General features: G+C 59.3%; 8 protein-coding genes and 2 tRNA genes. 5 read left to right on the top strand and 5 right to left on the bottom strand.

From position 1 onward, the window contains the following. Nucleotides 1-165: 165 nt before the first annotated feature. From A0257_11735 to A0257_11720, 4 genes are all read left to right on the top strand, one after another. Nucleotides 166-1,533, top strand: coding sequence for a hypothetical protein (locus A0257_11735; protein ID AMR27701.1), 1,368 nt, complete (start codon nucleotides 166-168; stop codon nucleotides 1,531-1,533). Between the two features lie 311 nt (nucleotides 1,534-1,844). After that, nucleotides 1,845-2,462, top strand: a complete 618-nt coding sequence (locus A0257_11730; protein AMR27700.1) for a hypothetical protein — start codon at nucleotides 1,845-1,847, stop codon at nucleotides 2,460-2,462. A gap of 70 nt (nucleotides 2,463-2,532) precedes the next feature. After that, nucleotides 2,533-2,820, top strand: a complete 288-nt coding sequence (locus A0257_11725; protein ID AMR27699.1) for a hypothetical protein — start codon at nucleotides 2,533-2,535, stop codon at nucleotides 2,818-2,820. A 19-nt stretch (nucleotides 2,821-2,839) separates the two neighbouring features. Then, nucleotides 2,840-4,117, top strand: coding sequence for a hypothetical protein (locus A0257_11720; protein ID AMR27698.1), 1,278 nt, complete (start codon nucleotides 2,840-2,842; stop codon nucleotides 4,115-4,117). Between the two features lie 850 nt (nucleotides 4,118-4,967). Here A0257_11720 and A0257_11715 read toward each other — a convergent pair. The 5 genes from A0257_11715 to A0257_11695 all read right to left on the bottom strand — a co-directional run bounded on the left by A0257_11715 (nucleotide 4,968) and on the right by A0257_11695 (nucleotide 11,910). Further along, a complete protein-coding gene (locus A0257_11715; protein AMR27697.1) occupies nucleotides 4,968-6,554 on the bottom strand; it encodes a hypothetical protein in 1,587 nt (528 codons plus the stop codon). A gap of 620 nt (nucleotides 6,555-7,174) precedes the next feature. Then, nucleotides 7,175-9,904, bottom strand: coding sequence for a hypothetical protein (locus A0257_11710; GenBank protein AMR27696.1), 2,730 nt, complete (start codon nucleotides 9,902-9,904; stop codon nucleotides 7,175-7,177). Nucleotides 9,905-9,908: 4 nt separating this feature from the next. After that, nucleotides 9,909-11,498 carry a type III restriction endonuclease subunit M gene (locus A0257_11705; protein AMR27695.1) on the bottom strand — a complete coding sequence of 530 codons (1,590 nt, stop codon included), beginning with the start codon at nucleotides 11,496-11,498 and terminating at the stop codon, nucleotides 9,909-9,911. 151 nt (nucleotides 11,499-11,649) lie between these two features. Further along, nucleotides 11,650-11,727, bottom strand: a tRNA-Val gene (locus tag A0257_11700). A 108-nt stretch (nucleotides 11,728-11,835) separates the two neighbouring features. Next, nucleotides 11,836-11,910: transfer RNA gene (locus tag A0257_11695), tRNA-Val, on the bottom strand. A gap of 253 nt (nucleotides 11,911-12,163) precedes the next feature. On the opposite strand from A0257_11695, the gene A0257_11690 reads away from it, so the two are divergent. After that, on the top strand, nucleotides 12,164-13,057 hold the full coding sequence (locus tag A0257_11690; GenBank protein ID AMR27694.1) for a hypothetical protein: 894 nt from the start codon (nucleotides 12,164-12,166) through the stop codon (nucleotides 13,055-13,057). Nucleotides 13,058-13,075 lie beyond the last annotated feature (18 nt).

Genomic DNA, 13,075 nt, shown 5'->3' with positions numbered 1-13,075 from the left:
GCTTGTAAGGCCGAGGACCTATCCTTATCGATAATTGCTAATAGCCCTTAACGGTAGAAAAAAGGCCGTTTTCAGCACTCTAAGCCTATTGCGGCTTATTGTCGTTACCGCACTTTCTATTACATTTGTTTAAACCAGCGTTTAAACCAGCATTAGGGCGAGCAAATGGCAACTACGGAACACAAAGAGGGTAAGGCAACGGTCAAGGTCGTTTACTACATCCACAAAACCCTGGCCGATGGGTCGCATCCGTTCATGGTGCGGATTACGAAAGACCGTAAGCTAAAGTATTTGTCTACCGGCCTGAGCTTGCAGCCGAAATACTGGAACGCAGACAAGAAAGAGGTTCGCAAAAGCTACCCCGAACCAGACCGCGACAAGCTACTGAAAAAGTTAATCGAGTGGGAGGTCAAGTATAGCGGCGCGGCCGACGCGCTGGCCGAAGCCGACGAACAGCACGACGCGCCCGCCGTGGCTGCCAAAGCCATTGAGGGCCGCAAAGCCCAGCGCCGGGTGAAGCTCATTGCTTACTGCGACGAGCTAAGTGCGGGCTACACTAAAACCGGGCAGTCAGGCAATGCAATTGTGTACCGCGACTTAGGCAACCAGTTGGCGAAGTTCCTGGCGGCCGAGGCCGGCGCGCCTACACCGCCTAGCGGCCGGGGCACTCAGCAGGCCCGCGCCGCCTGGCTCATTAGCTACGACGTGCCTCTTGACCGAGTAACGGGGCCTTTCTGCCAAGAATGGGAGCAAACGCTACGCGCCACTGGGGCCAGCGACAACACGCTATCCAATCGGTTCCGTACCCTACGGGCCGTGCTCAATCAAGCTATCGCGGGCGGCCTGTTGCGGGCCAACGCCTACCCCTTCGCCCGCACCGTGGCCGAGAAGTACAAGTTTCAGGTGGGCAAATTTGACGTGAGTACTGCTAAGCGCGCCGTGGGCCGCGACGAGCTGCGGCGGCTGGAAGCGTTAGAGCCAGCCAGCGACCGGCTACGGCTGGCGAAGGCCGTGTTTCTGTTCTCGTTCTACGGCGGCGGTATCAATTTCGTGGACTTGGCTCAGCTGCGTTGGCGCGACCTGAGCGGCGAAGCACCCGACACCGGCCACCCCGAACGCCTGCACTACGTGCGCCAAAAGACGGGCGGCAAGTTCTCGTTACGGCTGCTGGCCCCGGCCGCCGCTATCCTGGCCGCCTACCGGCCCCTGACCTACGCCACGGCCAGCAGCTACGTGTTTCCGATGCTCGATGAGGCCCGCCACGGCACCCCGCACAAGGTGCAAAACCGCCTGCACAAGATGCTGGGGCAAGTCAACAAGGACTTGAAAGAGCTGGGCGAGCTGGCTGGCATTGCTACCCCCCTCACTACCTACGTGGCCCGTCACACCTTCGCCACCACGCTGAAACAGGCCGGCACCCAAACGGCAATTATCGCGCAAGCGATGGGCCACAAGTCGGAAGCCGTTACGGCCGTGTACCTGGATTCCTTCGCTTCGGAGTTGGTTGATTCGGCCTTTGAGGGATTGTTGTAGCCCAAACCTGACTGGTTATGAAAACCGCTGATTATTACAATGCAATAGCTGACTACACGGGCGTTGTACGGGAGATTGCCAACGAAATAAACGGGCTTACTCTCGATAGCTTCAGGCGTTGGTATTATAGTAGTTGTGAGGATTTCTACTATAAACGGGCCATTGAAATATCTCGACCTGACCGGGTTCAGAGGCTGAATCTAAGAACGAAAGGGAAGTTTTTACCACGTTTTGATGGAGAAAAATCTGTGCGGGCAGACCGCTTGGCTCAACGTTTGGTAAGCAGGCTTTATGTACTGCGGAGGCTTCGTATGGTGCGAAATACGTTCACCCTATTTTTTGAGAACGAAACGGCAGTGCTTGCCCAACGACACGCACGGCACCTTGACCGCGCCTCAGACAAAAGGCTATATTTAGCGGAGCGCTTATCCGAATTGTCGCAAGAACTTCATCCTTTCGTGCGTATGCTGCGCGACGCACGAGCCGGTAATACTTGGCTGTCCAAGCTGTTATTTGAGTTCGACCCCCGCCCCCTAGCAAACGCGCCCCGTACTACTAGCCAAAGTTTAGCGCGGGCCTTGCATTTTCGCGTTTTGCTGGATGAGTATGAGGGGTATAAAATGCCAGTAGTCACTGATAAGCTCAGCTTACGCCAGGTAGCCTTATTACACATCTACGAGGGCCGGGTCCTCGATAGTACCGAAGCAGTTAAGGCCGCCGCTAAGGCTGGCTATTCCAGCCGAACAAGTGGCCAGAAACTAATGCAATATTACAATGCGCTAGCCCACCATACCACTAACCGTATTAGATTAGAGGGTAAGGCTCTGTCGGATATGATTAAAGATATAGCAAGGGTTGTTGCGCTTCTTAGTGGCACAGCCCGAGAGCAAGCAGAAAGTGAACTGAAAACATTACAAGCTAGAAAATAGTAACCGGGTTAAACCGGTTTAGGCCACCTAGCGGTTGAAAAATTTGCCCATCAAACTAACTGATGGAGCAATGAACAACCCTTTTGAAACTATCAATGCCCGGTTGAGCAACCTGGAAGCATTGATGTTGGATACCTTAAACTGCCTTCGCACCACGGCCGCCGCGCCCGCCCCCGAGGTGGGCGGCATTGAACTGGCGCAGCAGATAACCCGCCTGAGCAAGCCGCGCTTGTACGCCTTGGTATCGGCGCGGGGCATTCCGCACAGCAAGCGCGGTAATAAGCTCTACTTCAACCGAGCTGAGTTGCTGGCGTGGGTAGCAGCCGGGCAGCGGGGTGAAGCAACAGCCACCAAGTAGCGGGCCGATGATTGACTTTGTGAAGGTGGAAGTGCCCCCGGAAGTGGGCCGGGGCTGGACGACGCACCCAGACCTGACCTTCTACACGCCGGTTAACCTGAAAACAGGCGAGTGCGCGCCACGGAGCGAGGCCACCTTCCGCAACCTGTTGTTTACCATCTACCCCAGCGGGCGGGCCACTTTCGAGGGTAGTCTGCATAAGCTCCGGCACGGGCAGCACAATGGCGGCCCGTTTCCGGCGTGGGCCGTGGCCGCTACCATTGCCGAACTAGCCTACTCGTTCAAGTTTCGCCCTGAGCAAGCCCGGCTGCGGGCACTGGAGTTTGGGCTGAACGTGCCGCTACCCGCGCCGGCCACCCAACTACTGCGCCGGGCCGTGCTCTACAAAACGCTGCCCTTCGACCTGAGCCACTTCGGCGGCCAAGGCTATTTCCTGGAGGCCACCGCCCAGCAGTACCACTTGAAGCTATACGACAAGCAGCGCCACCTAGCGGCCTACCACCATCCCGCCACCGCGCCCCTGTTGCGCGTGGAGTTGAAAACCCGGCGCACCGAATGGCTGAGCGGGGCCGGAGTAGCCACGCTGGCTGACCTGACTGACCCCGCTAAGTTGGCCGCCCTGGGCGCGATGCTCATCGAGGCACTAGACCAGGTACTATTCGCGGCGGCCTCCATACCGGCCGGCTTATCCAAGCCCGTGCGGCAGTTGCTCACGGCGGGCAGCCATCCTAACTACTGGCAGGCACTACGCAAAGAGCACCCGGAGAGCCTACGCAAGCAGCGCCAACGCTACCGTGAGCTACTCACTCAGTATGCGCCCGACTTACTGGCCCCAGCCGCCGCCGCTGGCCTGGCCGCCGGATGGGAGCACCTACGCACGGCCGCTCCTTGCCTGCCGCACCTGCTCAAAGCCCACCCGCAAACCATCCCGGTTTTAACTAACTGCCCGCCCGCCCCCGCCCGGCCAAACCGTCCCGGTTTTAACAGCTTGTCTATAGGGGTAGAACCGGCTACCCCGCCCGTGCCCGATGTGCGCCGCTGCCAGACATGCGGGCGCGACATCTCAGGGCAGGCAGCGGGGGCGCAGTATTGCAGCGAAGCGCGGTATGGGCGGGCGGCTAAAAAATGCCGGAATGCGGCCAGCAACCCGCGCCACAACACGCGCCGAGCCGTACAAAAGACCGTGCGCGAGTGCTCCCTGTTCGACCCTTTGCCCTACGTGCGGGTGCGGCCTGAACTGCGAGCCTTTGTGCTGGCTGGGGCCGTTCCCACTGCTTCGCCATCTAAAAAGAGTTGAGCGGCCCGGCAAATGTGAGCAGCACACTGGCTAGCCAATACGTGGCCAGGAGTCGTGAGGCCCAACAGCCGGGGGCCGCGCCGGAAAAAGGATTCGCGCCGCACGTAGCCGCCTGCTTCTAACTGCCGAATGTAGCCCCGAAGCAGAGGTAGGCTCAGGAGGTGAAGTTCGCTTAGCTGGGGGGTAGTAAGTATATTATTTGGCTGACTACAACGAAAAAGATAAATACTCAATAATACTTGCAGCAGAGCAGCAGGCACATGGGACCTTTGGGCGAGCTGACGTAGGGCGGCCGGAGCTACTACGGCGCTGGCGAGGCCGGTTAAGTCGGCGGGCGGGCGCATTGAGAGACTGGTTTAAGAGAGGAGATTGGTAGTGAAAACAGTTAGGTTCTTACTCCTTGTTCCAAGGCGTGACAGCCATAGAAACCAAGTGCGGCAGTCCAGCCACGCTGTTAGAAATTTCGTCCCGGCCGGGGTAGGTCAAATAGACCCCACCCGGTTTGGCCTGAATCAGCATGGGAAGCCCATTGGGTGGGGGGCTATTTGGTGAGTAGGTACGGGCGTGTACCAGGAGACGACTTTTTTCTGCTGCCAGGTGGCGGGCTAATGCGGGCGCGGGGGACATCTGAATTTCGGCCAGTCAGTAGGTAGCTAGGTCGAGCAAGCAAAGGGCATGAAGTGGATACTGCGGGCACCCTATTTTGAATTGGCCAGGCCATCCTAGCCGCAAATGGTGGCGGGCAATTGTGCGGGCGTGGTTACTCCCCACTCGTGAAACAAGTAATCCACCAGGGGATTCATGACAATGACAAACGGCTATCAATGAATTTTTCAGCAATAATCGGTTTCTATTTCAATTCGGGCAGGTCTAAATCATTCAACAACAGCGGTAGGTAGCGGGCATCAAATTCGTGTCTACTACGCAGAAGCTGCTGGAAGCCTACTTGCCGGAGGGCGGTATCCAGAACGGTGCGCAACGGCCCGTAGGCGCTGGTGAGCAGACAATAGAAGCCGGTATGCAAGTCGGTAGCATCAAATATCATTTCCAGGAGTAGGCTACCCGCCCGTCGCACGCTGGCAACCCAAACGTACTTTGGTAGCAGGCGCGACGCGATACGTTGAGCTTGGGCCAGGCTACCGGGTAGGCTTCGTAGCTGGTCGGCCTTGTATTCGTTGCTGTATGATAAATAAATATCCCACACCAGCGGCAACTGCTCGTCGGGAAATATGCCTTGACAGAGCACGATTAACAGTTGATTGAATACGGCGGCTTGCTCGTAAACCTGCTCGTACTGAATGCGAACGTCAGGTACTATTGGAACGGCTACGGCAGTCAGGGCCGCCGGCTCGCGCTGGTTCCAATCACCGTTTAGCGGCCAGGAGGTTTCCAAGTGCCCTTCGCCATCGTTGAATCCTAAGCGCGAGTACGGGCCGATACCGTCATCATGCACGTACATTCGCTCAATGCCATCCGAGAGCAGGGCTGTACTACCGGCGTATAGGTGGTCGGGCTGCGGCTCGCGGTAGCCGGTGGCGGTTATCAGGTGTCCGCCGCCCACAAATTCAATAAAGAGCAGCACGGGTAGACCCATGCGTAAGTAGGCGTAAATGAACGCCTTTGCTTGTTGAAGCTGCCGGGTAGCTTCGCCTGATGCAACCGCTTCGGTGGTTGGCACGGTGTAGTTGCGGTATTCCGATACCAAGCCCACCGATTCAATGGCGTTCAGAATCTGGTAAGTGTCGAGGCCCCGGTTAGGGAAGTTGCGGCCGTTGTTATGAAACAGGTTGCCCGCCGATTCGGTGATGTGGTACGGCGACGGCAGCCTGGTTTGAAACAGGAAGGCCGTTTTGTGGAAGGCCATCCACAGGGCGGTGGTGGCGCAGGCGCTCACGTTGGTATCCTGCTGCTGGAAAATAAGCGTTTCGATTGTCAGCTTACGTCCCAGTAGATTAACGGGGTAGGGCCGCCGCACCGGGTAGCGCCGCTGGTTTTGGTTACCAGCCGTATAGGGGCGGAGCAAGGTAGCCCCAATGGGTGCGGGCAGCGGCTTCACCACGACATAGCCCAGGTAAGCCGCCCAAATAGCGTGGCCTTCGTTAGGCAGGGCCGCCAGCAGTTCATCTTGCGTGAAAGACAGGGCGAAGAAGTGGACCCGCTTGCAATACCGCTCATAGGGCGCGAAGCAGTGCGCGTAGTAGTTGGCGTAATCAGTCAGGTACGATTGGCTGACGTAGGGAGATTCGACCAGGATAGTTTGCGCGTTTAGCCCGTCGCGGCTTGGTCCCAGGTACTCTTTCAGAAAGATAAACTGCTGGCGTTGGGAGATGGTAGCGGCATCTACCCACTTGTTTTCCAGCACTTCGGCTAAGGCAGCTTCGGAGTAGGGTAGCAACCTGGGTTCAATGGCAATGGGCGGGTCGGTGGGCAGGGGCATAAGAAAAAACAAAAACGGCGCTCCAAAATAGGAACGCCGTTGGAAATATAGAGCAAAGAGCCGCTAGAACGATACCGGAACGTTGAGGCGGCTGCGGTCAATGATTGCCTTGTCTTGCAACGATTTTACGTCGCGCTTGGCCTCAGCAACTCGCTTCTGGTAGGCAGAGCTTTGTAGTTCAGCCTTCACCCGATTCAGGTCGAAGGCGGCTTGAGGGGAAGGGTTGTGTACCATGTAAAAAAGGGAGAGAGCGTTGAAAAGAGGGGGCCAGGAACGGGTGTGTATACGTGAATCGGGCCGCAAAGTACGGCGATTCTTGCCAAAAAGAGTTAACTTTTGTCAATACAAACGCGAATTACTATTAAAAAATGCCATCATTAATTCCTACGTAGCCAGCAAGTTATCCTCTATGTGTATTTTCAGCTTCCACTTAGCGGTAGTATGGGAGGCGCATTCAAGGTCAATGAAGCGCTCGGCGGGGGACTAGTGGCTGAACTGCTGCACGGCGGCATTTTTCGCTGCGTAATGTCGGGCGGATTTAGGTAGTGCGTAATGCTGGATAGAGAAGGACGCGAGCAGGGACGGTGCCGGGCATTAGGACATAAGCGTTAGCAGGTGTTTTACAATTCGGCTAACAGTTGAGCAAACGTACCCCGGCGTTGCGCACCTGCTACCGTCTGCTGGTCAAATACCATGTAATACTTGTAGCCGGGGCCGGCGGCACTAGCCCAGGCGGCCCCTAGCCGGCGCTTATAGGCGCTATCCGAGTTGTCGCGGTCGTCACCTTTCGTTTCGATAAGCAGAATTTTACCGCTGGCCGTTTGGGCTATGAAGTCGGGGTAGTGGTTGGCAATGGGGCCGTTGAGGCGAAACCCAGCCGGTGCGGTGGAGGGGTTGCGGGTCCAGAATACCACATTATCGGCATCATCCAGCAGTTGCATCATGGCGCGTTCCAGACCGTTGCCATCTTCTTCGCGCTCATAGAGCGAGCGAGTGAGCGGCAGGGCCGGATGCAGTGCCACGCGGCGGGTGGGCAGGGCATAGCTGGCCGCCGTGCGTAAGGTGCCGGTATCTAGTTGGCGGTTAAAAGTTGCTACGGCGTATTCTTCGGTGAAGCCCTCAATAGCCGCCCGCACTACGGCGGCGTAGCGGCCTGGCTGGTCGAAGGCATCGCGAAGCTGTTCGGGGTCGAACGGGGCCAGCAGGCGGTCGAGGTAAATACGCAGGTCGCCTTCGGCAATAGGGCGCAGGGGGCGGCTCAGCAGCTTCGTTAGCTCCGATACCACGGCCTGGCGCTGGCTGGCGGGCGAGGTGCCACGGAAGTAGGCCAGTAGCGGCTCCCGCAGTTGTGCATCAGCCTTGCGCACGGTAGGCGTGTAGGAGTGGTCGGCCCGTTCTTCCAAGTCCACTACCCGCAGGGCTTCGGGCAGTTGGGCAAAGTTGAGGTCGGTGCGCTGCTGGTCGAGGCGGAAACCTTTAAGCAGGTGCTCTTTGCTGAGCGGCATTTCTTGCCTAAACAGGCCACCGGGGCCGGGCACTACAAATTCGGGCAGGCGCAGGCTGGCAGCAGCCATGCGCACGGTGTCCCGCATTGGGTGGGTATGAGCTTGGGAGGCCACGGGGCTAGGGTCGGTGCTAGGGTCTGAAATGGCGGTAGCGGCAATGGCTTCGGCAGCCAGCGCCGCCGCTGTTGCTGTGGCCTCCATAGCAGCTACGGTTTGGGCGGCCGCCGTGGTTTCGGGAGTTTCTACCGGGGTAGCGGCCGGGCCGGGGGGTAGGGGCGTTGCCTCGTCGGGCAAGTCTGATACCGGCACCAGGCGTAGCAAGTCAAAATCATCGGCAGTGGTAGGCGCGGGGGCGGGCGTGGGAAAATCAAGCCGGCCTTGTTCGCCCTTGCTTGCCGGGGTGGCGGGCGCGTCGTCCAGGTCGGGGGCCGCTACCGCCCGGCAGTCGGCAGCGGTGTAGCCGGCTAGTTCCAGGCCCTGCACGATGTTATCGAGCGTCTTGCTGAACTGGTCGGAGGCCGTGAGTACGTAGCTGCAATTCAGCAGGCGCTCAGGGTGCGGGGTGGCGTGGGGCTGGCGCAACACCCGGCCCAGCAGCTGCTCTACCTGCACCGCGCTGTTGCGGTTGGCCAGCGAAGCCAGGATGTAGGCGAAGGAACAGTCCCAGCCCTCGGCCAGCGCGTTCACCGTGATAATGTAGCGCACCGGGCAGGCGGCGGCCAGTAGGTCTATGCCTTTCAGCTCGTCGCGGTCGGCAGTCTTTATTTTAATCTGGGCTTCGGGCACGCCCATCTTCAGCAGGGCGGCCTTCACCTTGTCGAAGTTCTCGCTGCTGGCGTTGGTGCGCGATTCGGCTTGCAGCAGCACGATGGGCCGCACCGGGTACGTGCCCTGGGTGCGGGCCGCCGCCCGCGCCAGCTTCTCTAGTCGGGCTTGCCAGAGTACGGCGGCGTTCAGCACGTCCTCTTTGCGGTGCAGGTTTTGCACCACTACCGGCAGCTTCACCATATGCTCCAGTTTCAGGGCCTGGGCGCTTACCAGGCTTAGCAGGTTGGAAGCCGGGCGGGGGGTAGCCGTGAGTTCCAGCACGAAGCGGGGGGCCAGGGCCACCAGCATCTTTTCGCTGAGCGTGGTTTTGGCGTGGTGGCTTTCGTCGGCCACTACTACGGGGGCCAGGGCGCGCAGCACGTTCATGGTGGCCGTGGGGTCGGTGGGAGTGCCATCGGGGCGGGCAATGGGCGCGGGCAGGTGGCCCGCGAAGGCCGCTACGAACGGCAGGTGCGCCGAATTTTCGTCGTAGGCTTTGCGGTTGTCGGGGTCGGTGGTGCGCAGGGTGTTCAGGCTGAGCACGGCCACGGTCAGCTGCTCGCCGCGGGCGGCGGCCAGCAGGCCCCGGCCCTGGGCCAGCTCGTCCTTGTCAATCACCTCCACCCGGCCGCCGAAGGCTGCGTTTAGCGCCTGCCGGTAGGGGTGGGCCGGGTTGCGCAGGTCGCGCAGGGTTTGGGCCAGGATAACCAGCGAAGGCACCAGCCACACCACCAGCCGGGGCGTACCGGCCGGGGCATCGGCCAGCAGGGTGCCCAGCGCGTGGCAGGCCAGGTAGGTTTTGCCGCCCCCGGTGGGCACCTTCACCGTGATTTGGGGGGTGCGGGCCAGCGCGGCGCTGGTTTGGTAGGGCCGCACCGGCTGGGCGTTGGTGGCGGCGGCCACATCGAGGGGCCAGACGGGGTGCGTTTGCCAGAAGGCGGCGAAGGCGGCCGCCGGGGTTTGCTGGCCCCCGTCGAGCAGGGCCACGTAGCGGGCTACGTCGGCTAGCACCGCTTGTTGGTAGGGTTTGAGCTGCATAGCGTTAAAGGCGGGCCAAGTCGCGGGGAATTTTCTTATACACCACGTTATGCCGCGCCAGCCAGTCGGCATTGACTTCGCAGCTATCGGCGTACACCACGAAGCGCGGGGCGGGCACGGTGAGGCCGCCCAGCCAGTCGGTGGTGAGGGCACTGGACCGGGCCGGGTGGTAGTCGAAGTAAATGCGTGCCCCATCGGCGGCGGTGCCGAGGTAGGCGGGGTGGTCGGGCGGCGCGGCCGGGGCCGGGGGTAGCTGGGTGCCGGTTTCCTGCCACCACACGTACTGGCGCAGGGCCGGCAGCGGGGCGGCCGGGTCGAGCAGGCCGGTGGTCGCGTCGAACAGCGGCCCGCCCAACTCGCCAAACTCGAAGCGCCCGCCCAGGCCGGGCACCGCGCCGTAGCCGGCCAGCACCCGCCGCGCCCGTTCGGCGGTCAGCGTGTCGGCGTAGTCTTCTACCTCTATCAGCAGGCAGCGGCGGCGGCCCCCGTCGCGGGCGTTGAGCTTGGCCACGGCGTGCAGCGTGGTGCCGGAACCGGCGAAGCTATCGAGAATGATGCTATCGAAGTCGGTGGCGAGTTCTAAAATTCGCTCAATTAGAGTGCTGGGTTTAGGTGTGGCAAAGGTTTCAACATCATGCAGAATTTTATTGACTTCCTTTTTAGCGTCCTGTGTGTGCCCAACTTCGCCGTAAGTCCATAAGGTTTGGGGCACTACTCCCTGTTGCACTTCTGATAAAAAACGCTTAACAGAAGGCGCGGCGGTGCCATCCTTTCCCCACCAAATACGCTTGTCGGCATGTAAGTCCCAGAACTTTTCTTCTGCATAACGCCAGTAGTTGCCTTTAGGTGGTCCATCTACGAAGCGCCCACTAGGAGTTGTTATAGAGTAAGTACCTAAGCTATAAAAGTTACGGGCTGATAAATCTCCAGCTTTCCAAGGGCCTCGCGGGTCTTTGTCAGGGTTCTTGTAACGGTTGAGTTGTTCGGCTTTGCGGGGCATCATATTGGGCCGCCACACTTCACCGTTGCGGGCATACACAAGGATATACTCGTGGTCGCCGCTGAAATGCTTTGCTGAGTTCTTAGGCGCGTAGTTTTTCTGCCAGACAACGGTATCTACGAAGTTAGTCGTCCCAAAAATCTCGTCCATCACGCAGCGCAGATTCCCCACCTCATTATCATCGATGGAGATAAAAATGGCCCCGTCCTCGCTGAGCAGCTTGTGTAGCAATTGCAGCCGGGGGTACATCATGCAGAGCCATTTATCGTGGCGGGTGAGGTCTTCGGCTTCCTTGCCCACGGTGCGGCCCAGCCAGGCTAGTAGGCGCGGGTCGTTCACGTTGTCGTTGTAGGCCCACTGCTCATTGCCGGTGTTGTAGGGCGGGTCGATGTAGATGCACTTCACGCGGCCCTCAAACTCGGGCAGCAGGCTTTTGAGCGCGTCCAGGTTGTCGCCGTGAATAATGCGGTGCCAGGGCGCATCGGGGGCCGTGCCGGGGGCCGTGAAAGAGGCCGTGGGCACGAAGGGCCGGTAGGGCACTTCCAGGTGGTGGTGGCGAATGGCATCTTTGCCAAGCCAGGTTAGTTCGGGCATAAAAGGTAGCGCAAGCAGGTTCCGACGCGAGCCCTGGTCAAAGGTACTAGGGCGGCCCGCTGGCACGGAACGCGCCTACCCCTAGGTAATTCGCCGGGTAATTGAAAATTAAAACAGCCACTCCGCCGTGAAGCGAAGTGGCTGTTTTGCGTGGTGGGAAGTAAAGGATTCGAACCTTCGACCTCTTGCGTGTGAAGCAAGCGCTCTAAACCAACTGAGCTAACCTCCCGGAATCTATCGCCTCGGTGAGTACGAGCAAGGTACTTGTTTAAACCAACGTTTAAACCAAAAGCAAAACAGCCAATTAGCTTCGTAGCTAAGTGGCTGTTAATCAACGTGGGAGATACTGGGTTCGAACCAGTGACCCTCTGCTTGTAAGGCAGATGCTCTGAACCAGCTGAGCTAATCTCCCGTGGGGCTGTTCCCGTTTGGGATTGCAAAGATGGGAGGACTTTTTGGAATAGCCAAATGTTTCGGCTGGAAAAAGCGGCTGGCCGGGCGCAAAACCCCCAAGCGCCGGAGTAACGTTTTAGGAATCAGGGGTAAAATTTTCGAGAAAAAGTGCCGGCTGCCGGAGGCAACGTAAACCAGAAGTTCCCGTTAAGACGGGATAATCGGGCCGACCACTGGCTACGCCCCAAACCTTTCCCAATCTTTACCCACTCATGGACAACCAACTCCTTCAAAACTATTCGGAAGCCGAAAAAACGGCTTACTTAAGTGCTATGGCTTCGCTAGGCACGGCTGACCGCCAGGCTTCAGCGACTGAGATGGAATTTTTGCAGCATTTGACGCAGCAGGCGGGCCTTTCGGCCAGCGATACGCAGCAGGTGTTGGCGGCCGCCAGCGATTCTACCAACCAAAGCATTCAGCAAAACCTAGACCAGCTGAAAAGTAGCGACTTACGGTTTTCGCTTATTACTGACCTCATTAGCTTCGCCCGTGCCGACGGCTCGTACTCTAACAACGAAGAGGCGATGATAGATAAAATGGCGGCTTACCTGGGTGTTAATCCCGAGCAAAAGCAAACCCTGGAAACCGTGGTGGACCAGGCGGCCAGCGTGCCGCACGACCCCCAGGACCCTAACAAGCAGGGTTTTTTGAGCGGCATCGGCGACAAGCTCAGCAACGTAGGCATTCCCAAAGGTGCCCTGATGGCCGGCTTGCTGGGCGTGGTGGCCCCGATGGTGATTTCTAAAGTTATGGGCGGGGGTAGCAACAACAGTGGCCAGCCCCAGAGCCAGAGCGGCTCGCTGGGCGGCCTGCTGAGCGGAGCTATGGGCAGCCTCGGCGGCGGCGGCTCGCTGGGCGGCATGCTGGGTGGCCTGCTCGGCGGTGGCTTGTTGAGCGGCGTGCTCGGCGGCGGCGGCCAAAGCAACGTCAATACCAGCCAGTATCCGCAACAGGGTTCGATGGGCGGTAGCGGTCTGGGCTCCATTATGTCGGTGCTGGGCGGCCTGGGTGGCCAATCCAACTCGCAGCCGGCCAGCGCCGGTGGCGGCGGCATCATGGGCAGCGGCCTGGGCGGCTTGCTCGGCGGCCTGTTCGGCGGGCGCTAGGCTTAATTGGTAATGGGT

The organism is Hymenobacter psoromatis (assembly GCA_001596155.1).
Classification (GTDB): domain Bacteria; phylum Bacteroidota; class Bacteroidia; order Cytophagales; family Hymenobacteraceae; genus Hymenobacter.
Note: the sequence above shows the minus strand (reverse complement) of the source record. Positions and strands in the feature narration are given on the sequence as shown.

What these genes read in the sequence shown, in the direction of transcription:
- A0257_11735 (AMR27701.1), top strand. Translation starts at nt 166, where the DNA reads ATGGCAACTACGGAACACAAAGAGGGTAAGGCAACGGTCAAGGTCGTT.
- A0257_11730 (AMR27700.1), top strand. Translation starts at nt 1,845, where the DNA reads ATGGTGCGAAATACGTTCACCCTATTTTTTGAGAACGAAACGGCAGTG.
- A0257_11725 (AMR27699.1), top strand. Translation starts at nt 2,533, where the DNA reads ATGAACAACCCTTTTGAAACTATCAATGCCCGGTTGAGCAACCTGGAA.
- A0257_11715 (AMR27697.1), bottom strand. Translation starts at nt 6,554, where the DNA reads ATGCCCCTGCCCACCGACCCGCCCATTGCCATTGAACCCAGGTTGCTA.
- A0257_11710 (AMR27696.1), bottom strand. Translation starts at nt 9,904, where the DNA reads ATGCAGCTCAAACCCTACCAACAAGCGGTGCTAGCCGACGTAGCCCGC.
- A0257_11705 (AMR27695.1), bottom strand. Translation starts at nt 11,498, where the DNA reads ATGCCCGAACTAACCTGGCTTGGCAAAGATGCCATTCGCCACCACCAC.
- A0257_11690 (AMR27694.1), top strand. Translation starts at nt 12,164, where the DNA reads ATGGACAACCAACTCCTTCAAAACTATTCGGAAGCCGAAAAAACGGCT.